Annotated in this window: 21 protein-coding genes and 1 pseudogene; 14 read left to right on the top strand and 8 right to left on the bottom strand. The window is 68.4% G+C overall.

The genetic code is table 11. The annotated features are described in order from the left end of the window. Nucleotides 1-104: 104 nt before the first annotated feature. The 8 genes from ACWPN7_RS18295 to ACWPN7_RS18260 all read left to right on the top strand — a co-directional run bounded on the left by ACWPN7_RS18295 (nt 105) and on the right by ACWPN7_RS18260 (nt 7,904). A complete protein-coding gene (locus ACWPN7_RS18295) occupies nt 105-356 on the top strand; it encodes a DUF6489 family protein (RefSeq protein ID WP_014238933.1) in 252 nt (83 codons plus the stop codon). Next, a complete protein-coding gene (locus tag ACWPN7_RS18290) occupies nt 353-712 on the top strand; it encodes a (2Fe-2S) ferredoxin domain-containing protein (RefSeq protein WP_014238934.1) in 360 nt (119 codons plus the stop codon). Before ACWPN7_RS18295 ends, ACWPN7_RS18290 begins: the two co-directional genes overlap by 4 nt. Nucleotides 713-746: 34 nt before the next feature. Next, nucleotides 747-2,078 carry a tRNA uridine-5-carboxymethylaminomethyl(34) synthesis GTPase MnmE gene (gene mnmE / locus ACWPN7_RS18285; RefSeq protein ID WP_459196139.1) on the top strand — a complete coding sequence of 444 codons (1,332 nt, stop codon included), beginning with the start codon at nt 747-749 and terminating at the stop codon, nt 2,076-2,078. Nucleotides 2,079-2,187: 109 nt separating this feature from the next. Then, nucleotides 2,188-4,056: a tRNA uridine-5-carboxymethylaminomethyl(34) synthesis enzyme MnmG gene (mnmG, locus tag ACWPN7_RS18280; RefSeq protein WP_459196140.1), complete on the top strand. Its 1,869-nt coding sequence runs from the start codon at nt 2,188-2,190 to the stop codon at nt 4,054-4,056. Further along, entirely contained in the window at nt 4,056-4,670 is a 615-nt protein-coding gene (rsmG, locus tag ACWPN7_RS18275) for a 16S rRNA (guanine(527)-N(7))-methyltransferase RsmG (RefSeq protein WP_014238937.1), read from the top strand. Before mnmG ends, rsmG begins: the two co-directional genes overlap by 1 nt. 49 nt (nt 4,671-4,719) lie before the next feature. Continuing rightward, a complete protein-coding gene (locus ACWPN7_RS18270; protein ID WP_014238938.1) occupies nt 4,720-5,514 on the top strand; it encodes a ParA family protein in 795 nt (264 codons plus the stop codon). After that, entirely contained in the window at nt 5,514-6,425 is a 912-nt protein-coding gene (locus tag ACWPN7_RS18265; protein WP_014238939.1) for a ParB/RepB/Spo0J family partition protein, read from the top strand. Before ACWPN7_RS18270 ends, ACWPN7_RS18265 begins: the two co-directional genes overlap by 1 nt. A gap of 114 nt (nt 6,426-6,539) precedes the next feature. Continuing rightward, nucleotides 6,540-7,904: an esterase-like activity of phytase family protein gene (locus ACWPN7_RS18260; protein ID WP_349619049.1), complete on the top strand. Its 1,365-nt coding sequence runs from the start codon at nt 6,540-6,542 to the stop codon at nt 7,902-7,904. 9 nt (nt 7,905-7,913) lie between these two features. On the opposite strand, the gene holA is transcribed toward ACWPN7_RS18260, so the two are convergent. From holA to ACWPN7_RS18240, 4 genes and pseudogenes are all read right to left on the bottom strand, one after another. Beyond that, complete coding sequence (holA, locus tag ACWPN7_RS18255) at nt 7,914-8,936, bottom strand: DNA polymerase III subunit delta (RefSeq protein WP_200475370.1); 1,023 nt, start codon at nt 8,934-8,936, stop codon at nt 7,914-7,916. 49 nt (nt 8,937-8,985) lie between these two features. After that, entirely contained in the window at nt 8,986-9,534 is a 549-nt protein-coding gene (lptE, locus tag ACWPN7_RS18250; RefSeq protein WP_459196141.1) for an LPS assembly lipoprotein LptE, read from the bottom strand. Next, nucleotides 9,521-12,092: pseudogene (gene leuS, locus ACWPN7_RS18245) on the bottom strand (leucine--tRNA ligase). Before leuS ends, lptE begins: the two are co-directional and overlap by 14 nt. Before the next feature lie 112 nt (nt 12,093-12,204). Beyond that, nucleotides 12,205-12,744, bottom strand: coding sequence for a DUF3576 domain-containing protein (locus tag ACWPN7_RS18240; RefSeq protein ID WP_038531557.1), 540 nt, complete (start codon nt 12,742-12,744; stop codon nt 12,205-12,207). Between the two features lie 343 nt (nt 12,745-13,087). On the opposite strand from ACWPN7_RS18240, the gene ACWPN7_RS18235 reads away from it, so the two are divergent. Both ACWPN7_RS18235 and ACWPN7_RS18230 read left to right on the top strand, forming a co-directional pair. Then, complete coding sequence (locus tag ACWPN7_RS18235) at nt 13,088-14,257, top strand: porin (protein ID WP_038530175.1); 1,170 nt, start codon at nt 13,088-13,090, stop codon at nt 14,255-14,257. A gap of 374 nt (nt 14,258-14,631) precedes the next feature. Then, nucleotides 14,632-15,759, top strand: coding sequence for a porin (locus ACWPN7_RS18230; protein WP_038530172.1), 1,128 nt, complete (start codon nt 14,632-14,634; stop codon nt 15,757-15,759). A gap of 74 nt (nt 15,760-15,833) precedes the next feature. On the opposite strand, the gene ACWPN7_RS18225 is transcribed toward ACWPN7_RS18230, so the two are convergent. Then, the gene (locus tag ACWPN7_RS18225) at nt 15,834-16,382 is read right to left on the bottom strand and encodes a hypothetical protein (RefSeq protein WP_038530169.1); all 549 of its coding nucleotides are present in this window, start codon (nt 16,380-16,382) and stop codon (nt 15,834-15,836) included. A 123-nt stretch (nt 16,383-16,505) separates the two neighbouring features. Between ACWPN7_RS18225 and ACWPN7_RS18220 the strand changes: the two genes are divergently transcribed. After that, nucleotides 16,506-17,213: a YggS family pyridoxal phosphate-dependent enzyme gene (locus tag ACWPN7_RS18220; protein WP_200475365.1), complete on the top strand. Its 708-nt coding sequence runs from the start codon at nt 16,506-16,508 to the stop codon at nt 17,211-17,213. A gap of 19 nt (nt 17,214-17,232) precedes the next feature. Here ACWPN7_RS18220 and ACWPN7_RS18215 read toward each other — a convergent pair whose 3' ends face one another. The 3 genes from ACWPN7_RS18215 to ribA form a co-directional block, all read right to left on the bottom strand. Continuing rightward, entirely contained in the window at nt 17,233-17,754 is a 522-nt protein-coding gene (locus tag ACWPN7_RS18215) for a L,D-transpeptidase family protein (RefSeq protein ID WP_459196143.1), read from the bottom strand. Nucleotides 17,755-17,807: 53 nt separating this feature from the next. Further along, nucleotides 17,808-18,791: a hypothetical protein gene (locus tag ACWPN7_RS18210; RefSeq protein ID WP_176025313.1), complete on the bottom strand. Its 984-nt coding sequence runs from the start codon at nt 18,789-18,791 to the stop codon at nt 17,808-17,810. Nucleotides 18,792-18,956: 165 nt separating this feature from the next. After that, entirely contained in the window at nt 18,957-20,129 is a 1,173-nt protein-coding gene (gene ribA / locus ACWPN7_RS18205) for a GTP cyclohydrolase II (RefSeq protein WP_175428644.1), read from the bottom strand. A 265-nt stretch (nt 20,130-20,394) separates the two neighbouring features. Here ribA and ACWPN7_RS18200 point away from each other — a divergent pair, with 265 nt between their 5' ends. The 3 genes from ACWPN7_RS18200 (at nt 20,395) to ACWPN7_RS18190 (ending at nt 23,005) form a co-directional block, all read left to right on the top strand. Beyond that, nucleotides 20,395-21,084 (top strand): response regulator transcription factor, encoded by a 690-nt coding sequence (locus ACWPN7_RS18200; RefSeq protein ID WP_459196144.1) that lies wholly within the window; start codon nt 20,395-20,397, stop codon nt 21,082-21,084. A 119-nt stretch (nt 21,085-21,203) separates the two neighbouring features. Further along, the gene (locus ACWPN7_RS18195; protein WP_103040040.1) at nt 21,204-21,647 is read left to right on the top strand and encodes a DUF2231 domain-containing protein; all 444 of its coding nucleotides are present in this window, start codon (nt 21,204-21,206) and stop codon (nt 21,645-21,647) included. Beyond that, nucleotides 21,644-23,005 carry a PQQ-dependent sugar dehydrogenase gene (locus ACWPN7_RS18190; protein WP_459196145.1) on the top strand — a complete coding sequence of 454 codons (1,362 nt, stop codon included), beginning with the start codon at nt 21,644-21,646 and terminating at the stop codon, nt 23,003-23,005. The genes ACWPN7_RS18195 and ACWPN7_RS18190 overlap by 4 nt, the downstream gene beginning before the upstream one ends. Nucleotides 23,006-23,011: the final 6 nt, after the last annotated feature.

Below are 23,011 nucleotides of genomic sequence, written 5' to 3'. Positions count from 1 at the left end.
TGCCGTTGCGCCAGGGCTTCCTATCTGTATAGTGGGGCATGAGCCGAAGCGGCGCTCAACCCTTAATTTCCCGCGCACCGCGCGCCTTCCAAGGAAATGGGGCCATGAAGATCACCATCGACATCGACTGCACACCCGAGGAGGCGCGCCACTTCCTGGGCCTTCCCGACGTGAAGCCCATGCAGGACGCCATGATGCAGGAGATCCAGGATCGGATGCAGGCCTCCCTGCTCGCCATGGACCCCGAGACGATGATGAAGACGTGGCTGCCGGCGGGAATTCAGGGCATGGAGCAGCTTCAGAAAATGTTTTGGTCCCAGATGGCCGCCGCCATGGGACAGGATGGACGCAAGTGACCGATCCGAAGCCCTACTTCGAAGCCCATGTTTTCTCCTGCACCAACCGCCGCCCCGATGGACACAAGCGCGGCTCCTGCGCCGCCCGGGGTTCCGAAAAGCTCCGCGACTACATGAAGGCGCGTGCCCGCGAGTTGGGCCTGGACGGCCGGGTGCGGATCAACGCCGCCGGTTGCCTGGACCGTTGCGAGCTGGGTCCGGTGCTGGTCGTCTATCCGGAGGGCGTCTGGTACACCTACCGCTCTTTCGCCGACGTCGACGCGATCCTGGAGACGCATGTGATCGGCGGTGGCCGTGTGGAGCGGCTCATGCTGAAGCCGGAACAAAAAGAGTTGCTGCCGGAACAGGTCGGCTGATCGTTCCGGAACCGGCACGATGATATTTGGCACGATGATCCCGACCATCTTCGCCCTCGCCACCGCCCCCGGCCGCGCCGGTGTGGCGGTGGTTCGCGTTTCGGGCCCGGCTTCCGGCGACGCGCTCGCCGCCCTGACTGGCAAGCTGCTTCCCGAACCCCGCATGGCCACGCTCGTCCGGCTGCGCGATCCCAAGACCAGGGAGGCCCTGGACGATGCCCTGGTGTTGCGCTTCACCGCCCCCCGCAGTTTTACCGGCGAGGACGTGGTCGAGCTGCACCTGCATGGCGGGCGCGCTGTGGTGGCCGGCGTGGTGGAAGCGCTGTCCGCTCTGCCCGGCCTACGGGTTGCCGAGCCTGGCGAGTTCACCCGCCGCGCCTTCGAGAACGGCAAGCTCGACCTCACCGAGGCCGAGGCGGTCGCCGACCTCGTGGATGCCGAGACCTCCGCCCAGCGGCGTCAGGCCCTGCGCCAGATGGAAGGCGCGCTCGGCACACTCTACGACGGCTGGCGCGAGCGGCTGACCCGGTCGCTCGCCCACATCGAGGCCGACATCGACTTCCCCGACGAGGACCTGCCCTCCGGCGTGTCGGACGCTGCGCGTCCCGTGCTGGACGCCCTGGCCGCCGAGATCGACGCCCATCTCGACGACCGCGGCCGTGGGGAACGGCTGCGCGAGGGTCTGCACATCGCCATCGTCGGCGCGCCCAACGCTGGCAAGTCGAGCCTGCTGAACGCCCTCGCCCGCCGCGAGGCCGCCATCGTCTCGGCCCGCGCCGGCACCACCCGCGACGTGATCGAAGTCCATCTCGACCTCGGCGGCTACCCGGTGGTGCTGGCCGACACGGCGGGCCTGCGCGAGGCGGCCGCCGACGAGGTCGAGGAGGAAGGCATTCGCCGCGCCCTCGACCGCGCCGCCCGCGCCGACGTGAAGGTCGCCGTGTTCGACGCCACCGCCCTGCCCACGCTCGACCCGGCGACGGTCGCCCTGCTCGACAAGGACACGGTGGTGGTCCTGAACAAGACGGACGTCGTCGATGCCACGGTGCCGACGGTTGGCAGTTGGGAGGCGGTCGCGGTCTCGGCCCGGACCGGTGCCGGCCTGCCGGAGTTGGAGCGGCGTTTGACGGCGTTTACCGCCGACCGGCTGGCCGGCAGCGGTGCGCCAGCCCTCACCCGTGCCCGCCACCGCTCGGCTTTGGAGGAGTGTCGGGATGCCCTGCGCCGCGCCTTGACTGCCCCCCTGCCGGAGCTGATGGCCGAGGATGTGCGTCTGGCGAGCCGCGCCCTTGGCCGCATCACCGGACGGGTCGATGTCGAAGACCTGCTGGACGTGATCTTCCGGGATTTCTGCATCGGCAAGTGAGCCGAGGATGGCGTGACAAAGGCGCCGCGCCGCTCTGTTTCACGTGAAACACGAACTTTGCTGCGTCGCCGCGCTTGGCGTCCGGCGCTGACTCGGCTATGGTCCGGCCATGCGAACGTTCGACGTCATTGTTGTCGGCGGAGGCCACGCCGGTTGCGAGGCTGCCGCCGCTGCGGCGCGCATGGGTGCGCGCACCCTGCTGCTCACCCACAAGCTGGACACCATCGGTGAGATGTCCTGCAACCCGGCCATCGGCGGGTTGGCCAAAGGGCATCTGGTGCGCGAGATCGACGCGCTCGATGGCGTCATGGCCCGCGCCATCGACCGCGGCGGCATCCAGTTCCGCATCCTGAACCGCAGCAAGGGACCGGCCGTCCGCGGCCCGCGCGCCCAGGCCGACCGCAAACTCTACCGGCAGGCGGTGCAGGCGATCCTCGCGGAACAGCCGAACCTGTCCATCGAGGCCGGCGGCGCCGAGGACTTGACCATCGGCGAGGATGGACGGGTCACCGGTGTTGTGACCGGTTCTGGCGAGACCCTCGCGGCGGGAAGCGTGGTGCTGACCACGGGCACCTTCCTGCGCGGCCTGATCCACATCGGCGAGGAAACCACCCCGGCGGGCCGCGTCGGCGAGGCGCCGTCCATTGGCCTGTCCGACACGCTGGCGCGTCTGGGCTTCCCGCTTGGCCGTTTGAAGACCGGCACCCCGCCGCGGCTCGACGGCAAGACCATCGACTGGGCCGCTCTGGAGAAGCAGCCGGGCGACACCCCGCCCCCGCCCTTCTCCTACCTGACCGACCGCATCGACACGCCGCAGATCGACTGCGCGATCACCTGGACGACGCCGGAGATGCACGCGCTGATCCGCGGCAACCTCCACCGCGCGCCGATGTATTCCGGCCAGATTCAGAGCACCGGCCCGCGCTATTGCCCGTCCATCGAGGACAAGGTGGTGCGCTTCGCCGACAAGGAACGTCACCAGATCTTCCTGGAACCGGAAGGGCTGGACGACGACACGGTCTACCCGAACGGCATCTCGACTTCCCTGCCCCGCGACGTCCAACTCGGCTTCCTGAAGACGATGCCGGGCCTGGAGCGTGCGGTGATGATCCGCCCCGGCTACGCCATCGAGTATGACTTCGTGGACCCGCGGGAGCTGAAGCCGACGTTGGAGACCCGCCGGACCCCCCGCCTGTTCTTCGCCGGCCAGATCAACGGCACCACCGGCTACGAGGAAGCGGCAGCGCAGGGCTTAATGGCCGGCATCAACGCTGCTCTGTTGGCTGGCGGCTCGGCGGAGGGCTTCGTGCTCGACCGTGCTGACGCCTACATCGGAGTGCTGGTCGACGACCTGATCACCCGGGGCACCAACGAGCCCTACCGGATGTTCACCTCGCGCGCCGAGTACCGGCTGATCCTGCGCGCCGACAACGCCGACCAGCGGCTGACGCCGAAGGGGCTGGCCATCGGCTGCGTCGGGTCGGCGCGGCGCGATGCCTTCACGGCGAAGGCCGAGGCGCTGTCCGCCGGTCGCACGCTGGTGCGCGCGCTCCAGGCCACCCCCGCGGAGCTGCAGCGGCAGGGCATCGCGGTCAACCAGGACGGCGTGCGGCGGACGGCTGCCGATCTGCTGCGCTATCCGGACCTCGACCTTGCCACCCTCGCCCGGCTGTGGCCGGAGCTGTCGGCAATACCTTCCGATGTTGTCGAGCAGCTGGAGATCGACGGGAAGTACGCCGGCTATCTCGACCGGCAGGAGGCCGACATCCGCGCCTTCCGCAAGGACGAGGCGTTGGAGCTTCCCGACGATCTCGATCCCGACAGCATCGGCAGCCTGTCTGCGGAGATCCGGCAGAAGCTGCGGCAGGCTCGTCCGGCGACCTTGGGGGCAGCAGCCCGCATTCCCGGCATGACCCCGGCGGCGCTGGTCGCCCTGCTCCGCCACGTGAAACGGCGCGACGTGAAGGTGGCCGTCTGATGAGCCTGTTCGACGCCGCGGCCTTCCAGGCGGAAACCGGTGTTTCACGTGAAACGCTGGACCGCCTTGCCGCTTACGAGGCGACGCTGCGCAAGTGGCAGCCGAAGATCAACCTCGTCGGCCCCTCCACCTTGCCCGACGCCTGGCGCCGGCACTTCCTCGACTCTGCCCAGCTTTTCCCGTTGCTGCCCGAAGGCGCTCGGGTCCTGGTCGATCTGGGCAGCGGCGCCGGCTTTCCCGGCTTGGTCCTCGCCATCATGGGCGTGCCGGAGGTGCATCTGGTGGAGAGCGACTCCCGCAAATGCGCCTTCCTGCGGGAGGCGGCGCGGGTGGCCGGAGCGTCGGTCACCGTGCACAACAAGCGGATCGAGGCGGTGCCGCCGATTGCCGCCGACGTGGTGACGGCCCGCGCCCTGGCGCCGCTGAACGATCTGCTGAATTGGGCCCACCCCTTCCTCCAAGACCGGGGTGCGGCACTGTTTCCCAAGGGGCAAAATGTGGCGGACGAATTGACCGATACCACCAAATATTGGAAGATGCGGATCGAGCGCTTCGACAGCCGCACCGACCCCACCGGAACCATCCTGCGTGTGAGTGGTATCGCCCGTGTCTAAGACCGCGACCCTGATGCATTCCCGCTCCGAGGCTTCCCGAGAGGCTGACATGCCCTCCGCCCTTCCCTCCGCCCGCGTCATATCGATTGCCAATCAGAAAGGCGGCGTGGGCAAGACCACGACCACCATCAATCTGGCAACCGCTCTGGCCGCCATCGGCAAGCGCGTCCTGGTGATCGATCTCGATCCCCAGGGCAACGCCTCCACCGGTCTCGGCATCCCGCGTGCCGAGCGTCGTGTCGGCATCTACGACGTGCTGTTCGACGGCATGCCGTTGGAGGACGCCGCGACGGTGTCGACGGTGCCGAACCTGTCGATCATCACCTCCTCCGTCGATCTGTCCGGCGCCGAGGTCGAGCTGGTCACCTCCGAGCGGCGCGAGTTCCGGCTGCGCGAGGCAGTCGACAAGAGCGCGCTGGAATACGACTACGTGCTGATCGACTGCCCGCCGGCGCTCGGCCTGCTGACTCTGAACGCGCTGGTCGCCTCCCACGCCGTGATGGTGCCGCTGCAGTGCGAATTCTACGCGCTGGAGGGCCTCAGCCACCTCGTCCGCACCATCGAGCGGGTGAAGCGCGCCTTCAACCCCGAGCTGGACATCCACGGCGTCGTGCTGACCATGTTCGACAAGCGCAACAACCTGTCCGACATGGTGGCCGCCGACGTGCGCGGCTTCTTCGGGGAGAAGGTCTACGACACCGTCATTCCGCGGAACGTGAAGGTGTCGGAGGCACCGTCCCACGGCAAGCCGGTGCTGATCTACGACATGCGCTGCCCCGGGTCGCAGGCATACATCCATCTGGCGGGCGAGGTGCTGCGCCGTGAGAAGAGGCTGAGCGCGTGATGGAGGATACCAAACGTTCGGACGGCGGTGCCCGCCGCGCCAGCCTGGGCCGGGGCCTCTCCGCCCTGTTCGGCGAGGCGGCGGAGGATTACTCCGCGCTCGACAAGGTGCGCCAGTCCAAGCAGGTGCCCATCGAGTTCATCCATCCCGGCAAGTACCAGCCGCGCCGCACCTTCGACGACGAGGCGCTGCAGGGGTTGGTCGAGTCGATCCGCGACAAGGGCATCCTCCAGCCCCTGCTTGTCCGCCGGGATCCGGAGACGACCAACTCCTATGAGTTGATCGCCGGCGAACGCCGCTGGCGCGCTGCGCAGATTGCCGGCCTGCACGAAGTGCCGGTCGTCATCCGCGAGCTGTCGGACCGTGAGGCGCTGGAAATCGCGCTGATCGAGAACATCCAGCGCCAGGACCTGACGCCGCTCGAAGAGGCAGAAGGCTACAAGCGCCTGATGGAGGAGTTCGAGCACACGCAGGAGGATCTGGCGCGCTCGGTCGGCAAGAGCCGCAGCCACGTCGCCAACATGATGCGTCTGCTCGCCCTGCCCGACCCGGTCAAGGGCATGGTGCAGGAGGGGGCGCTCAGCGCCGGCCATGCCCGCGCGCTGCTCACCTCCTCCGATCCGGTGTCGGTGGCGCGCGAGGTGGTCAAGCGTGGGCTGAACGTCCGCCAGACCGAAGACCTGATGCGCGGCAGCGCGCCGGTCAAGACCAAGAAGGCCGGCGGGCGCGGCGGTGCCGCCACCGACCCGACGCTCAAGGACGTCGATCTGGTGAATCTGGAGGAGGAGATCTCGGCCCGCATCGGGCTGAAGGTCGCCATCACGCCCCAGGGCAAGGGCGGCTCCATCACCATCCATTACCAGACGCTCGACCAGCTTGACGACGTGCTGCGCCGGCTTGGTGGAGAGTAGGACGTCGCGGAACCAAACTGTCACTTTAGTGAAACGGCACTAACATGATCTCCCCCTAAACAGGGTCGTCCGGCCGCAGCGACGCGGCCGGAGCCGACACAGAGGGGGAAATTTATGAAGCCCATCCACGGCCTGTGCCTCGCCGGCCTCACCGGGGCCCTGATTGCTGGGCCGGCTCTCGCAGACCAGAAATTCCCGGCGGAGCTGGCCGGGCACGGCGTCATCGAGGCGGCGACCTTCGTGACGCCGCCCGCCGATGCGCCGGATCTCTTCCGCACCTCCGGCAAGTTTACGGCCGCCGACCGCAAGCGCGTCGACCAGCCCCGCAGCATCGACGGGACGTCCTTCCTGTCGGCTCCCAACGCGCCGCGCGCCACCGGCATGGCGCTGCCCTTCGAGGGCCAGCCGGTCCAGGGTTTCTCCGGCATCAAGGCGCTGGGCGACGGAAGCTTCCTGGTGCTGACCGACAACGGTTTCGGCAGCAAGGGCAACTCCGCCGACGCGATGTTGACGGTGCACAAGCTGACCATCGACTGGAAGACCGGCGCGGTGGCGGTGGCCGAGACGCTGTTCCTGCGCGATCCCGACCGCAAGGTGCCCTTCCCCATCGTCACCGAGGCGACCAGGGAACGCTACCTGACGGGTGCCGACTTCGACGTCGAGAGCGTGCAGATCATTGGCGATCGGATGTATTTCGGCGACGAGTTCGGCCCCTACATCCTGGTGACCGACCGGACCGGCAAACTGCTGTCCCTGCATGAAAGCACGGTGGACGGCAAGCCCGTGCGCTCCCCCGACCATTACGCGGTGTCCACCCCGGCGGTGCCGGGCGCCGTCGGCTTCGAGGTGCGGCGCTCGCGTGGTTTTGAAGGGATGGCGGCGTCGAAAGACGGCCGGTTCCTCTACCCACTGTTCGAAGGTCCGCTGTGGACGGGGAGTGCCTGGGAGACCAAGGACGGGCGGGAGTATCTGCGCATCGCCGAATTCGATGTCGCCAAGGGCGACTTCACCGGCCGCAGCTTCAAGTACCTGCTGGAGGCCAACGGGAACAACATCGGCGACTTCAACATGATCGACGCCACCACTGGCCTGATCATCGAGCGTGACAACGGCGAGGGCAACCCGGCCCAGGGCTGCACCGGCCAACCCACCCCAGACTGCTTCAACGTCCCGGCCCAGTTCAAGCGCGTTTACAAGATCGACCTCGCCCAGGCCGACGCGGAGGGCTTCGTGAAGAAGGTGGGTTATGTCGACCTGATGGACATCGACGATCCGAAGGGCGTTGCCCAGCTCGGCGGCGACAAGGGCAAGTTCACCTTTCCCTTCGTGACCATCGAGAATGTCGATGTGGTCGACGCTGAACACATCGTCGTCGGCAACGACAACAACCTACCCTACTCGTCGGGCCGCGCGCTGGGCAAGCAGGACCACAACGAGTTGATCCTGCTGCGCGTGCCTCAGTTCCTGGCTGCGAAATAAGGAAGAGCGTCAGCGCCGCGCCAGCGAGGCGAGCTGGAAGAGGACGCGGGCGCAGAGCGTCTGGTCGGGCATGTTGGTGCGCTTGCAGTCCGCCTCGGCCTCGACCAGACGTTCCAGCGCCTGCCGCACCAGCGGCGCCGGCCAGCGGCGGGCCTGACCGGTCAGCCGCGGCTTCATCTTGAAGAACACCGGCGGGCGCAGCGCTTCCACCGCGGCGTCCGCCGACTTGCCCGCCGCCACCTGCCCGGCGACCAGCTGCAGGCGTTGGAAATGGCGCTGGGCGGCGCGCAGGATCGGCACCGGGGACATGCCTTCGGCGAACAAGCGGGCCAGCGAGCGGTCGAGCGTCGCGAAGTCGCCTTCGGCCGCCGCCCAGATCGGCTCGTCGAGTGACAGGGCCGCGCTGTCGCCCACGCAGGCCTGGGCGTCCTCCAGCCGGACGCGCGTCTCCGCTCCCATGTAGAGCGCCAGCTTCTCCATCTCGCCGCGCGCCACCATGCGGTCGCCGACCAGGTTGCCGGCGAGGAAGGTCAGCGCGTCGGGGTCGGCGGTCAGGCCATGACCATGCAGGATGTCGGCGATGACCCGGCCGAGCGCCGCCTCCTCCTCCACATAGCAGGGAATGGCGACGGCGCCGTCGGCCCCCTCGAACAGGGTGCGCAGCTTCGACCGGTTGCCGAGATCGCCCGCTTCGACGACGACCAAGCTATCGCCGGGCGTCCGGTTGGCCAGGAAGGCGGTGAAGGCGGCGGTGACGTTGTCCTCCGCCTCGCGCACGCGGATCAGGCGGCGGCCGCCGGTGAAGGACAGGGCGGCGGCCTCGTCGGCCAGACGCGCCGGATCGTCGGCGACGGCGCGGCCCAGCATCTCGGTCACCCGGAAGGGGTCCGACAGGTCGGCGACCACGGTGCGGCCCAGCCCCATGGCGCGGTCGCGCACCAGACCGGTGTCCGGACCGTAGAGCAGGACCGCGCGGATCTTGGGATCGGGGCTGCGCAGGAAGCCGTCGATCGCCCGGGCTTGCAGCTTCACGAAGACACCGTTGGTGGCGGAGGCGCGGCCTCCCGTTGTCCGGTGCGGATCAGGTCTTGCGGCCGAGTTCGGCGGCCACGCGGATGGTCATCTCGTTGGAGATTTCCAGAATGGCGCGGTCGTAGGCGTTCTCGACCGCGGCCAGGGCGCCGTATTGCTGCTCCAGCACGTTGTAGCTGATGAAGGAGCGCGCGTTGGCTTGGAACAGGATCTTTCCCGTCGTCGCGTCGATCAGCCGGTAAGGGGCGAGCACGACGAGCTGGGCGCGGGTGGCGGTCGCGTCCTTCTGGATGGACAGCTTCTGCTCCGACGCGGTCAGCGTGGTCTCCAGCCGGTAGAGCGTGGCGGCCGGCCGGCCGTCGGCGTAGAAGCGGTCGATCAGGAGGTTGCGCAGCTTCTGGCCGTAGCGGTCCGGAATGACCCCGATGTCCACCTGCTGAAGCTGGGCGGTGCCGATGCTGTTGGTCCCGAGGTTCCCATACATCGGCTGGAAACCGCAGGCCGCCGTGGCCAGCACCGCCGGCGCCAGCACGGCGAGGGCAAGAAGCCCCCGCCGCCGGACGCCGGCTTTGCCGTTGTGATGCTCAGACGACGACATTGATCACCCGGTTCGGGACGACGATGACCTTGCGCACCGGCTTGCCCTCCAGGGCGCGCTGGACGTTGGGATCGGCCAGGGCGGCCTGCTCCGCGGCGTCCTTCGCCATGTCGCGCGGCAGCTCCAGCGTGGCGCGCAGCTTGCCGTTGACCTGGACCGCCATGGTGACCGAGTCCTCGACCACCAGGGCCGCGTCGGCCTGCGGCCAGGGCTGGTTCACCAGCAGCGTGGCGTGGCCAAGCTGCGCCCACAGCTCCTCGGCCAGATGGGGCATCATCGGGGCGATCAGGCGGACGGTGGCCTCGAAGCCTTCGCGCAGCACCCAGGCTTCGCCCTCGCCCGTGCCGTCCAGCTCGGCCAGGGCGTTGGACAGCTCGCGCACGCGGGCCACCGCCTTGTTGAAGCGGAACTTCTCCAGGTCTTCCGAGATGCCGGCGATGGCCTTGTGGACCATCCGGCGGGTGGCTTCGGCCTTGGCGCCAAGGGCGTCCGGCTTCGGCGCGCCGGCGGGCGGCAGCGCGACGGGCGATTCCGTCACCATCCGCCACAGGCGGTTGATGTAGCGCCAGGCGCCGTCGATGCCGGCTTCCGTCCACTCCAGGTCGCGTTCGGGCGGGCTGTCGGACAGCATGAACAGGCGGGCGGCGTCGGCGCCGTAGGTGCCGATGATGTGCGCCGGGTCGACCACGTTCTTCTTGGACTTCGACATCTTTTCGACACGGCCGACCGTCACCGGGCCGTCGTTGTCGTTGCGGATGTAGTCGCCGAGATCGTTCTTGCGGATGTCGGTCGGGGCCAGCCAGGCGCCGGTGCCGGAGTCCTTGTAGGTCTCGTGGTTCACCATGCCCTGGGTGAAGAGGCCGGCGAAGGGCTCCTCCACGTTCAGGTAGCCGCACTGCTTCATCGCCCGCGTCCAAAAGCGGGAATAGAGCAGATGCAGCACGGCATGCTCGATGCCGCCGATGTACTGGTCCACGGCCAGCCAATAGTCCACCGCCTCGCGCGTGAAGGCGACGTCCTCGGCCTTGGGCGAGCAGAAGCGGGCGAAATACCAGCTCGAACTCGATGAAGGTGTCGAAGGTGTCGGTCTCGCGCACCGCCGGCTTGCCGCAGTTTGGGCAGCTCGTGTGCTTCCAGGTCGGGTGGTGATCCAGCGGGTTGCCGGGCTTGTCGAAGGTCACGTCCTCCGGCAGAACGACCGGCAGATCCTGCTCCGACACCGGAACGATGCCGCAGCTCTCGCAATGGACGACCGGGATCGGGCAGCCCCAGTAACGCTGGCGGGAGACGCCCCAGTCGCGCAGGCGGTACTGGGTGGTGCGCTCGCCCTGCCCCTGCTGCTCCAGACGCTTGCCGACCTCCTGCTTGGCCGGCTCGACCTCCAGCCCGTCGAGGAAGCGGGAATTGCGCAGCAGGCCGGGGCCGGTGTAGGCCTCGTCGCCGATGGTGAAGGTGGCGGGATCGGCGTCCGCCGGAACGACCACCGGCATGACCGGGAGGCCGTACTTGCGGGCGAAGTCCAGGTCGCGCTGGTCATGGGCCGGGCAGCCGAAGATGGCGCCGGTGCCGTAGTCCATCAGCACGAAGTTGGCGACGTAGACCGGCAGCTCCCAGGACGGGTCGAAGGGATGCGCCACCCGCAGCCCGGTGTCGAAGCCGCGCTTCTCGGCGGTCTCGATCGCCTCCTCGCTGGTGCCCAGGCGGTTGCACTCGGCGATGAACTCGGCCAGCGCGGGGTTGCCGGCGGCCAGCTCGGCGGCCAGCGGGTGATTGGCGGAGATCGCCGCGAAGGAAGCGCCGAACAGCGTGTCGGGCCGGGTCGTGAAGACCTCCAGCTTGTCCGCCCGCCCGACGAGGTCGAAGCGGAAGCGCACGCCGGTGGACTTGCCGATCCAGTTCTCCTGCATCAGACGCACGCGTTCCGGCCAGCGGTCCAGCGTGTCCAGCCCCTTCAGCAGCTCGTCGGCGTAGGCGGTGATCTTGAGGAACCACTGCGACAGCTTGCGCTTCTCGACCAGCGCGCCGGTGCGCCAGCCGCGGCCGTCGATCACCTGCTCGTTGGCGAGGACCGTGTTGTCGACCGGGTCCCAGTTGACCCAGGACTCCTTGCGGTAGGCCAGGCCTTCCTTGAGGAAATCCAGGAACATCTTCTGCTCGTGGCGGTAATACTCCACGTCGCAGGTGGCGATCTCGCGGTCCCAGTCGATGGACAGGCCCATGGTCTTCAGCTGGGCGCGCATGGCCGCGATGTTCTCGCGGGTCCATGTCGCCGGGTGGGTCTTCTTCTCCAGCGCGGCGTTCTCCGCCGGCAGGCCGAAGGCGTCCCAGCCCATCGGGTGCAGCACGTTGAAGCCGCGGGCGCGCTTGTAGCGCGCGATCACGTCGCCGATGGTGTAGTTGCGGACGTGCCCCATGTGGATGCGCCCCGACGGGTAGGGGAACATCTCCAGCACGTAATACTTCTCACGGGAAGCGTCCTCGCGCGCGGTGAAGCAGCCCTGCCGCTCCCACTCGCCCTGCCACTTCGCTTCGGTTTCCTTGACATTGTAACGCGACATGACCGCAGACGCCGTTCCGTGAATTTCGTGGATCCAGACACATAAGGCGCCGATGGCGGGGTTAACAGGCGGCGGACCGATGCCCGCGCCCCACCCCGCCCGGCGCCTGCGCTCAGCGTGCCGCGGCCTGCTGGGCGACGCGGATCTGGCGGGCGCGGGTCAGCACCGCGTCCTCCAGCGTCGACGCCGTCTCCGGCCCGACCGCGCTGTCGCGCCAGTCCGACCCGGCGCGCTGCTGCTTGAACACCGATACCCGCACGCCGTCGGCGCGGAGCTGGCGGTCCATGATGTACAGGTTGACCTTGAAGCGCTCGTTCGGGGTGTCCGGCGGCGTGTACCAGTCGGTCAGGATGACGCCGCCGAACGGGTCGGCGGAGACGATCGGCATGAAGGACAGCGTGTCCAGCGAGGCGCGCCACAGGAAGCTGTTGACGCCGATGCCGTTGGGGTCGCCCTGCTCGGCGCCGTTGCGCTTGTTCTTGCCGAACAGGCTGAAGCCGCCGTCGGTGCCGAGAAGGCTGCCGAACTTGTATTCCTTCTTGATCTGCTCATCGACGGTTTCCGTCTGGCCGCCCCAGCTGGAGCAACCGGCCACGGCGAGCGACGCCGCGAGCACGACGGGGGCAAGGCGAAGGACACGGGAACGGCGCATGGTCGGAACCTGGATCAATAAATTCGGGGTACCGCGCACGATACCGCGGCGGATGCGGCTGAAAAGACCATAAAAGCCCGCCCGCGGCAACAGCCGATGCGGGGCTCCGCCTGTGCCTTTGCTGTGTTCGGGTCCGGGACCGGAACGCTGCAACGGGTCTGTGTGCACCGCGGAATCCCGACGGCGGCGCACAATCAAGGTGTGTTCCGTCGGACACACTGTTCCTTCATTGCTGCAACTTTTCGATTTCCGGCTTGCTGGCGTCCCTGCATCTGCGTACCACAGAGCCAGCCAGGACGTTAACCGGGCTGAAAATTCTGCTGCCAGGATGGAGGCAACAATCATGAACCGTTATCTGCTCGCGGGCTGCGCCGCTGCCGCTCTGGCTCTGGGTGCCGGCGCCGCCAACGCCCAGGCCAAGTTTGAAGTCAAGGTCGGCGGCGACGCCTACTTCGAAGGCGGCTGGGTCGACCAGGACCGTGACACCAACCTGCGTTCGGTTGAGTTCCGCAACCGCTTCCGCGTCATCGTGACCCCGACCGCCAAGGCGGACAACGGTCTGGAGTACGGCGGTCGCATCCGCATGCGCGCCAATGCCGGTTCCGCTGCCTCTGGCCGCACGATGGACGCCGACCGCGGCTACATCTTCGCGCAGGGCGCCTTCGGTCAGGTCCAGATGGGCGTGACCAACTCCTTCAACGACGCCACCTACGTCACCGCCCCGCAGGATTACCTGCCGCTGGCGATCTATGACGGCGTGACCGCTTGGATCGGTGGCAACGCTGTTGCCGGTGCGGACATCGGCGGTGGTCTGGCTGGCCTGAACGGCTCGATCCTGAACCAGTCGCTGGTCGTCGAGAACAACTCGACCAAGATCGTGTACTTCTCGCCGCGCTTCGCCGGCCTGCAGCTCGGTGCCAGCTACACCCCGCGCAACGACAGCTCGGCTGGCGATGTCAATCGCATTGAGCCGACCGCTGGTGTTGCCGGCAGCTTCTCCACCACGTTCCAGGACATGGTCGAAGTTGGCGCCAACTACAGCAACACCTTCGGTGGCGTTGCTGTGAAGGCCAGCGCCGGCTACTACTGGGGTGATGCCGCCAACGCCACTGTTGCCGGCACCAGCGTCGAAGACCTGAACGCTTGGCAGGTCGGTGCGCAGGTCGGCTACGCCGGCTTCGCGATCGGTGGTTCGTACACCGACTTCGGCGAGTCGGGCCAGGTCCAGGGCCTCGGTACGAACAACGACAAGAGCCGCGTGTGGGTTGTCGGCGCTCAGTACACCGCGGGCCCGATCGTGGTCGGCGCGAACTACAAGAACGGCCAGGACGCCGGCTCTCTCCTCACCCCGGGCAAGCGTAAGCTCGAGGTCTACGAGGTTGGCGCGGGCTACACCGTTGCTCCGGGCCTGACCCTGCAGGCTCAGTACGACTACTTCGAGGCCAAGTCCGACCTGGTCAACCGCGACGACGAAGGTCACGTGGTCCTGGTCCGTACGGTCCTGGCGTTCTAATCTGCGGTCATCCGTGGATGAAGGGGGCGGTGGCTTCGGCCACCGCCCTTTTTCTTTGTTCATTTTTCCGTGTCCATAATGCTGCATCATTCACCTTCCAGCGCGCTGTCGAGAGGACGCATTTTCGTGCGCAAAGTTTGTTCACTGCGCTCAAAATCTGGCCAAGTAATGTGCTATTTTTGCGGCATACGGGAAAAACCATTTCCCTTCAATTACTTATGACTGTGTCGAAATAGCAACTGTGTTACAGTTGAACCGGTTTCCCTGTTGAATCACCCTTGCCGGGTAAGAGAACGGGTGGCTTAGTAGTTGGTGGGAAGCACAACCGCACGGCTCCAGTCTCTTTGGGGGCCTGCTAGAAGGATGGACCATCAATGAAGCGTTCTCTTGTTACGGGCTGCGCAGCCATCGCGATCATCGCCTGCAGCGGCGTGGCTTCCGCCCAGACCAAGTTCGAGGTCAAGATCGGCGGCGACGCGTTCTTCCAGGGCGCCTACGTTGAACAGGATCGTGACCAGGACACCCGCTCGACGGAGTTCGCCAACCGCTTCCGCGTGATCGTCACGCCGGTCGCCACGGCCGACAACGGGCTGGAGTATGGTGGCCGCATCCGCATGCGCGCCTTCAACGGTGCTGGCAACGTCCGCACCATGGACGCCGACCGCGCCTTCATCTTCGTGAACAGCAGCTTCGGCACGCTGCAGGCCGGCACGATCAACGGTCTGTCGGACGAGTTCGGCATCATCGGCCCGAACGTCGAAGGCATCGCCGGCGGTCCGGACAACAACACGGTCGAGTTCCTCAACGGCTCTTCGACCTACGACCTGCTGCCGAGCACCACCAACAACTTCCGTGCCCTCGCCTCGGGCGATGTCGGCACCAAGATCATCTACCTGACCCCGACCATCGCGGGCTTCCAGGGCGGCGTCTCCTACATGCCGCGCAGCGGCGACTCGCACACCTCGATCAACCGTCGTCAGGACAACGGCGGCTTCCAGGATGTCGTCGAGGTCGGCGGCACCTACACCAACGAGTTCGGCGGCTTCAGCGTCGCGGCCAGCGCTTTCTACCAGTTCGGCGATGCCGTTGATGACGGCGTCGGCGCCGCGGCCACCCGCTTCGAAAAGCTGAGCTCGGTTCACGCCGGCCTGAACCTCGGTTACGGCAACTTCAAGATCGGCGGCAGCTACGCCTACAGCGGTGATAGCGGCTACGACAAGTCGGTCACGACGAAGGAAAAGCAGGACATCTGGATCGTCGGCGCCCAGTACACCGCCGGTCCGCTCATCCTGGCCGCCAACTACTCGCATTCGCGCGGCAACGACGTTGCGACCGGCACGACTCCGGCCAAGGCTGACCTCTATCAGGGCGGCGTGACCTACACCGTCGCGCCGGGTCTGACGACGGGCCTGGAGTACAGCTATCTCGATCTGAAGACCGACGCTGTCGGGCTCGACGACCGTGCCCACATCATCATGATCGACACCCGTCTGGCCTTCTGATCGGCCTTGCGGCAAATCTAACGGAAACGGCGGCGGATACCCATCCGCCGCCGTTTTCCTTTGGGCATTGCCCCTTACTTCTTGGTGGCTTGCGCCGCTTCGGTCTCGCAAAGCAGCAGGATCGCCGCATCCTCCATCGGCGTCCAGACCGCGAGCAGGCGCTGTTTGGCCTTCTCCGCCATGTAGGCGGTGGTTCCCGGATCGCGAATGGAGCGAACCTTCACTTCGCCCAGCTTCCAACCAGCCTTTCGGAAGCCGCCCAGGGTGGATTCCAGGATCTGGTCGCGGCGGGCGTCGTCGTCCTTTTTGAACACCCAACCATAATTCTCCTGCTTGGTGCAGCGCCGGTTGAGGTCGGCGGCGGCGGCGCCCAGGAACTCCTTGTAGGTGCCGTCGTCCTGCAACGGGAACGGCTGTTCGGCGAAGGGCGCCTGGGCGATGGCCGATCCCGCCGCCGTCTTGGGGGCCTCCTTCGGGGCTTCCTTTCCCGCCGCTTCCTTGCCGGCGGCGGGCTTCCCGCCATTCTGGCTTCCGGCGTTCTGGGCGAGGGCGCTGCCGGCCGTGAACGGCGCGGCCCCCAGAATCAGCGCCGACAGGATCAGGGGACGCATCCAACCACGCATGCCGTGTTCTCCTCGGGGTGCTTGCGTTTCGTCGGTCCGTCCGTTACCACGCCCTCCGGTTCCTGTACAGGCAGGCACCGCAGAAGGGGCCGCACAAGGGGGCCGCAAAGGGGGAGAACCGGCATGTCCGCTTCGCACACCGACACATCAGACGGCAGCGTCACGACCCGGCTGGAGGCCGTCCGCCGGTCCATCCAGGACGGCTGCGCCGCCGGCGGGCGGGCTCCCGGCGCGGTGACGCTGGTCGCCGTCTCCAAGACCCACCCGGTGGAGGCGATCGAGGAAGCCCTGGCCGCCGGCCAGCGCGTCTTCGGCGAGAACCGCGTGCAGGAGGCCAAGGCGAAGTTCCCCGCGTTGCGCGAGCGCTTCCCGGACCTGGAACTGCACCTGATCGGCCCGCTCCAGACCAACAAGGTCAAGGACGCGGTGGCCCTGTTTGACGTGATCCAGACGGTGGACCGGCCCAAGCTGGCCGAGGCGCTCGCGGAGGAGATGGCGCGCAGCGGGCGCCGCCCGCGCTGCCTGATCGAGGTCAACACCGGCGAGGAGCCGCAAAAGGCCGGCATTTCCCCGGCGGAGCTGGACGCCTTCCTGGCCGCTTGCCGCGACACCTGGAACCTGCCGGTGGCCGGCCTGATGTGCATCCCGCCGGTGGACGAGGAGCCGGCGATGCATTTCGCCCTGCTCGCCGACATGGCGCGCCGCGCCGGCCTGCCCGAGGTCAGCATGGGGATGAGCGGCGATTACGAGACGGCCATCCGCTTCGGCGCCACCCACGTACGCGTCGGCACGGCGATCTTCGGCGCGCGCCCCACCCCCGCCGCCGGATAACAGCGGTCAAGCCGCAGCGCTATTCCGCGGGCACCGAGACGGTCAGCGCGGTGCCCGACGTGCAATCCTTGAGAAGCCGCAGAAGGTCCGGCAGGGGCAGCGCGACGCAGCCCGCCGTGGGCGCCCGGTCGGGCCGCGCCACATGCATGAACACGGCGCTGCCCAGGCCGGGCACCACCGGATCGTCGTTGTGCCCCATCACCACGATGACGTCGTAGACATGGTCCTCGCGCCACAGCTCCTCGTGGCTGGCGGCGTAGGGGCGCTTGACCGGGCGGTTGTAGGCGGGGTCCGTAGGATCGTCGCACCAGCCGTCGTCGGGCGCGATGGGGGACGCCGGCAGGACGGTTTCGGGCTGCGGCAGCCGGTCGGCGCGCCACAGGACGCGGCGCAGCGCAAAGCGGCCGACCGGGGTGGCGCCGTCGCCCTCCCGCTTGTCGGAACGGATGCCGCCGCGGCCCAGCACGCAGCGGAACGACCCGCCCGGCCAGTCGAGGCGGCCTTCGGATGGCGGGTCCTCAAGACGAACCGTGATCTCCATCGCCCCCTTCCCTCACCGGCATCCGCGCCGCCCATCTCCCGGGTCACCGGCGTTCAGCCCGACACCCTCAGGCTGGGCGCGGGGGCCTGCGCGGCCCGCCGGCCCTGCTCGTACTTGGCCAGATTGCGCATCATCGTCTCAGACAGCATGTCCGGTGTCACGGGCGCGAAGGCGTTGCTGTTGGCGGCGGCCGGGGTGGCGTTCGCCTGCGCAGATGCGTTGGCCGGCGCGTTCGCGGCCCCGGCTGCGGCCCCGGTTGCAGCGGCCGGTTGGGCCGTGGTCGCCTGGGCTTCCCCGGCCTTCGGCGCGCCGGAGGGAGTCGCCGTGGCGGCGAAACCGATGGTGGAGGGATGCGGCTTGGCGGCAGCGTATCTGGCCATCATGCTGTTCGCCAGCGGGGTGTCGCGCGCCGGCATCCGCGAGGGGTGCGGCGTGTCCGTCAGGCCATCGCGCCCGGACCCGCTCACCGCCGCCCCCACCCCATGGGGCGGCGCTGCGGGCCGCTTGGCGTCGGGCAACTCCGCCGTGACGGTGCGGGCCGGCTGAGCGGTGGGCGCCGCAGCGGCCGCAGCTGGCGCGGAGGTGCCGGCGGCGGAGTCCGGCAGGGCGGCGACCGCGGTGGCTCCGGAGGTGCCGGCGGGCGGATGGCCGGCGGCGGCGTCCCCGTCGAAGCCGAGCGAGGCCATGATCTGCCCGCCGATGTCCTTGCCCTGGGCCTGTTCCACCACCGCGTTGGCGATGGACGCCATGCCGCCCAGTGGGCCGCCGAACAGGATGCCGCCGATGACCTTGGACGACGGCTTGATCGTGTCGCCGGTGATCTCGCGATAGATGGTGTTGACGATGGGGATGTGCTGAAGCGGGTTGATGATGTCCAGGAAGTCGCCGAAGGACATTTCGGCCTCGGCCTCGTAGCGGTCGGGGCTGTCCCGGCTTTCCATGGCCGTCAAGGGGGGCGCCGCTTGGGCCGGCGACCGCTCGCGCTGCACCGGCCGCGAAGCGGCGGCGGCGTCGATGGTGGTGGCGTCGATGGCCATGGGCGGTCTCCCGTCGCGGTGTCCAGCCCTACCCTAAGCAACCGGCGTGCCAGTCCCTCGGGCTGAAATCCCGCCCCCTCGGGCGCGTTCGGTCTCGGATGCGACCCGCGACCCGGCAAGAGCTGCCGGGCAAGGGGCGTTTCCTGCCTCCCGAAGAATCGACTCTCAGAACATGTGACCGCTGCGCTCCGCCTTGGTGCGCAGATAGCCTTCGTTGTGGCCGTTGGACGGGAAGATGTGGGGAACGCGCTCGACCACCTCGATCCCGCAGCGGGCGAGCTGACGCAGCTTTTCCGGATTGTTGGTCATCAGCCGCACGGCGGTGAAGCCCAATTGCCGCAGCATCTCCGCCGCCGGCAGATAGACCCGCTCGTCCGCCTCGAATCCCAGGATCTCGTTGGCGTCCACCGTGTCGAAGCCGCGGTCCTGGATGCGGTAGGCGCGCAGCTTGTTGACGAGGCCGATCCCCCGCCCTTCCTGCGCCAGATAGAGCAGAACGCCGCTGCCCTGCCGGGCGATCTCGGCGATGGCGCCGCGCAGCTGCTGGCCGCAGTCGCAGCGCAAGCTGCCCAGCAGGTCGCCGGTGAAGCATTCCGAATGCAGGCGGGCCAGCACCGGCTCGCCGGCCACCGGGTTGCCGACGATGATCGCCAGATGCTCCGGCCCGCCGTCGATGGGGCGGAAGGCGGCGATGCTGGTGTTCTCGGCGCCGGACAGCGGGACGCGGGCCTCGGCCACCCGGCGCAGCGTGCGCACCACATGGACGCGGTAATCGGCGATGTCGCGGGCGCGGACCAGAAGAAGGTCGTGCTTCGCCGCCCATTCCGCGGCGCTGCCGCTGTGGCCGGCAGTCGTGTGTCCCGTAGCGGGGGCGACGATGGCCGCCGGCAGCAGCCGCGCCAGCCGGGCGAGGTCCACCGCCGCGGTCTCGCGCGAGCCGGGATCCATGGCCGTGGCGGTCAGGCCCTCCGGCATCGCTCCGTCCGGGCGGTGTTCGGGGTCGGCCAGCGCGTGTGCCTCGTCCGCGGTCAGGCAGCGGGGAAGCGACAGGGCGACGACGCCCGTCCCCTCGCCCATCAGCTTCAGCACGGTGGCGCGGCGGCGGGTGACGGCCAGGACCGGCGCGGCGCCGGTCAGCTGCACCAGCCGCTGCACGGCGTCGATCGCCACGGATTCCACCGACACCGCGGCGCCGACGCTGCCGTCGGCGGTCTCGATGGCGACGGCCTCGCCCCGGCGCAGGGCGGCCGTGGCCCGGTCCACCGCGCGCATGGCGGCTTCGTCCATGGGCAGGACGGCTTCGGGCGGGGCGGAGTCGGAAGGGGCGTCGGCGTACATAACGGAGGCTTCGCGTGCTGCGCCCCGAAGGGCGAAAGATCCCGACATGGGTCGGAGAGCGCGGGAAGCAAAGCGCAGGTGGCGCACCCCTGTCCAGCAAATCCCGCGCGCCACACCGTTGCCGGCGGTGCAACGGTGGTGCAAACCGCTGCCGGTGCGGGCGAATCCGGGTTGCGCTATGCTCAGGTCCTTCCGATAAGTCTAGGGCAATCCCGCGCGGGCCATGATAAGTTCCGCGCCCGGAGCCACCGGTGAACGCCCCCGAATGACGCTTGCGAAACGCATCCTTCTGATTGACGACGACACCGCCCTCCGGCAGTCCCTCGCCGAGCAGCTCCAGCTCTTGGAGGAATTCGAGACGGTGGAGGCCGGGGACGGCGCCTCGGCGCTGGCCGTGGCGCGGGAGGGCGGCTTCGCCGCCATCCTGCTCGACGTCGGGTTGCCGGACATGGACGGGCGCGACCTCTGCCGCCTGCTGCGGCGCGAGGGGGTGCGCTGCCCGATCATCATGCTGACCGCGGCGGTGTCCGACGCCGACACCATCCTCGGGCTCGATTCCGGGGCCAGCGACTATGTCACCAAGCCCTTCCGCATGGGGGTGCTGCTGGCCCGGCTGCGCGCCCAGCTCCGCGTCCACGAGCAGAGCGAGGACGCTGTCTTCGTTATCGGCCCCTACAGCTTCCGCCCGGCGGGCAAGCTGCTCCTGGCCGACGGCGGCGCCCGCAAGATCCGCCTGACCGAGAAGGAGACGGCGATCCTGAAATACCTGTACCGGGCCGGCGGCGCGGTGATCGGGCGGGAGACGCTGCTCGGCGAAGTGTGGGGCTACAACGCCGGGGTCACCACCCACACGCTGGAAACCCACGTCTACCGCCTGCGCCAGAAGATCGAGCGCGACCCGTCCAACGCCGAAATTCTGGTGACGGAGCCCGGCGGCTACCGGCTGGTGCCCTGATCCCCGGCCGGCGGCCGCCAGCCCACCGCAGCGCGGAACCATCCTCATCCCTGCCCATTGAAAAGATTGATTTCCGCGCCGCGTCGGCACGGACCCCCGTCGGGCAAGGAGATGACGTCTTGGTAGCCATCGTCGATCACGGCAGACCGGCAAGGGCCATCCATCCCTTGCACGCGGTGCTGCTTGCGGCCTCCCTTCCGCTGTTCCTGGGCGGCCTGCTCTGCGACATCGCCTATTCCAGGAGCTTCGAAATCCAGTGGAGCAACTTCGCCGCTTGGCTGATCGCCGGCGGCATGGTCTTCGCCGGCTTCTCGCTCCTCTGGGCCTTCATCGACCTGTTCCGCGCCGGCCGGCGCCGTGGCCGCGGACTCGTCTACTTCGTCCTGCTGCTCGTCACCGTCGCGCTTGGCCTCGTCAATGCCTTCGTGCACGCGCGGGACGCCTGGGGAGTCATGCCGGAGGGCATGATCCTGTCGGCGGCCGTCGCCGTGACCGCCCTCCTGGCGACTTGGTTCGGCTTCTCCAGCTTCGGCATGAGCCGCCGGATGGGAGAGACGCGATGACACGCTCCAGCCTGCTGGCCGCCGCAGCACTCGTCGCCCTGCTGACCGCCTGCGACGACAACAACCCGTCGCAGCCCGTGTACGGCGCCAACCCGCCTCTGCCGGAACAGCAGTACGGCCTGCTGCCCAGCATGAAGATCGCCAACCCCGCCTCCTGGGGCGACCGGAAACCGACCGTTCCGGAGGGCTTCACCGTCACGGCGATCGCCACCGACCTCGGCATCCCGCGCCAGACCCTCGTCCTTCCCAACGGCGACATCCTGGTCGCCGAAGGCCGGGGCGGTTCGGCCCCGCCGCTGCGGCCCAAGGATTTCATTGCGGGCATCATCAAGGCCAAGGGCACGACCTCGGTCCCCAGCGGCAACCGCATCACCCTGCTGCGCGACGCCGACGGCGACGGGAAGTACGAGGAGCGCACGGTCTTCGCCGACCAGCTGAACGCCCCCTACGGGCTGGCCTTCGTGAACGGCCAGATCTACGTCGCGAACCAGGACGCGCTGGTGCGCTTCCCCTACCGCGAGGGCCAGAGCCGCGCCGAGGGGCCGCCGGAGAAGGTCGCCGACCTGCCCTCCTACATCAACCATCACTGGACCAAGTCGCTGGCCGCCAGCCCGGACGGGCGCTTCCTCTATGTCGGCATCGGCTCCAACAGCAACATCACCGAACGCGGGATGCCCGCCGAGGCCGACCGCGCGATGGTCTGGGAGATCGACGCGCAGACGGGCGCGCACCGACCCTACGCCACAGGCTTGCGCAACCCCACCGCGCTCGCCATCCAGCCGGGAACCGGCACGCTGTGGGCGGTGGTCAACGAGCGCGACGAGCTTGGCCCCAACCTCGTTCCCGACTACCTGACCTCGGTCCGCGAGGGCGCCTTCTACGGCTGGCCCTACAGCTACTGGGGCCAGAACGTCGATCCGCGCGCCCAGCCGCAGAAGCCGGAGCTGGTCGCCGCGGCGATCAAGCCGGACTACGCCCTGGGCTCGCACGTCGCGGCCCTCGGCGTGGCCTTCTCCTCGCCGGTGATGGGCGAGCGCTTCGCCGACGGCGTGTTCGTTGGCGAGCATGGCAGTTGGAACCGCAGCGTGCCCAGCGGCTACAAGGTGATCTTCGTCCCCTTCCGCGACGGCGCCCCCGCCGGCGATCCGGTCGAGGTGGTGACCGGCTTCATGGGCGAGGACGGCCACACCTACGGCCGGCCGGTCGGCGTCACGGTGGACCCCAAGGGCGCGCTGATCGTCGCCGACGACCTGTCGAACACGGTCTGGCGCGTCGCGGTGACCGATCGCTCGCCCAGCGCGGAAGGACCGGCGGATCTGGGCAGCGCGACGACCGATGGGAACGGATCGTCCAACTGAAACGGG

The organism is Azospirillum sp. UENF 312511, from assembly GCF_058780635.1.
Note: the sequence above shows the minus strand (reverse complement) of the source record. Positions and strands in the feature narration are given on the sequence as shown.

Excerpts from the sequence above, each read along its gene's own strand:
- ACWPN7_RS18270 (WP_014238938.1), top strand. The coding sequence starts at position 4,720 with ATGCCCTCCGCCCTTCCCTCCGCCCGCGTCATATCGATTGCCAATCAG.
- mnmG (WP_459196140.1), top strand. The coding sequence starts at position 2,188 with ATGCGAACGTTCGACGTCATTGTTGTCGGCGGAGGCCACGCCGGTTGC.
- ACWPN7_RS18235 (WP_038530175.1), top strand. The coding sequence starts at position 13,088 with ATGAACCGTTATCTGCTCGCGGGCTGCGCCGCTGCCGCTCTGGCTCTG.
- ACWPN7_RS18220 (WP_200475365.1), top strand. The coding sequence starts at position 16,506 with ATGTCCGCTTCGCACACCGACACATCAGACGGCAGCGTCACGACCCGG.
- ACWPN7_RS18295 (WP_014238933.1), top strand. The coding sequence starts at position 105 with ATGAAGATCACCATCGACATCGACTGCACACCCGAGGAGGCGCGCCAC.
- rsmG (WP_014238937.1), top strand. The coding sequence starts at position 4,056 with ATGAGCCTGTTCGACGCCGCGGCCTTCCAGGCGGAAACCGGTGTTTCA.
- ACWPN7_RS18190 (WP_459196145.1), top strand. The coding sequence starts at position 21,644 with ATGACACGCTCCAGCCTGCTGGCCGCCGCAGCACTCGTCGCCCTGCTG.
- lptE (WP_459196141.1), bottom strand. The coding sequence starts at position 9,534 with ATGTCGTCGTCTGAGCATCACAACGGCAAAGCCGGCGTCCGGCGGCGG.
- ribA (WP_175428644.1), bottom strand. The coding sequence starts at position 20,129 with ATGTACGCCGACGCCCCTTCCGACTCCGCCCCGCCCGAAGCCGTCCTG.
- ACWPN7_RS18260 (WP_349619049.1), top strand. The coding sequence starts at position 6,540 with ATGAAGCCCATCCACGGCCTGTGCCTCGCCGGCCTCACCGGGGCCCTG.
- ACWPN7_RS18225 (WP_038530169.1), bottom strand. The coding sequence starts at position 16,382 with ATGCGTGGTTGGATGCGTCCCCTGATCCTGTCGGCGCTGATTCTGGGG.
- ACWPN7_RS18240 (WP_038531557.1), bottom strand. The coding sequence starts at position 12,744 with ATGCGCCGTTCCCGTGTCCTTCGCCTTGCCCCCGTCGTGCTCGCGGCG.
- ACWPN7_RS18265 (WP_014238939.1), top strand. The coding sequence starts at position 5,514 with ATGGAGGATACCAAACGTTCGGACGGCGGTGCCCGCCGCGCCAGCCTG.
- ACWPN7_RS18230 (WP_038530172.1), top strand. The coding sequence starts at position 14,632 with ATGAAGCGTTCTCTTGTTACGGGCTGCGCAGCCATCGCGATCATCGCC.
- ACWPN7_RS18210 (WP_176025313.1), bottom strand. The coding sequence starts at position 18,791 with ATGGCCATCGACGCCACCACCATCGACGCCGCCGCCGCTTCGCGGCCG.
- ACWPN7_RS18200 (WP_459196144.1), top strand. The coding sequence starts at position 20,395 with ATGACGCTTGCGAAACGCATCCTTCTGATTGACGACGACACCGCCCTC.
- mnmE (WP_459196139.1), top strand. The coding sequence starts at position 747 with ATGATCCCGACCATCTTCGCCCTCGCCACCGCCCCCGGCCGCGCCGGT.
- ACWPN7_RS18215 (WP_459196143.1), bottom strand. The coding sequence starts at position 17,754 with ATGGAGATCACGGTTCGTCTTGAGGACCCGCCATCCGAAGGCCGCCTC.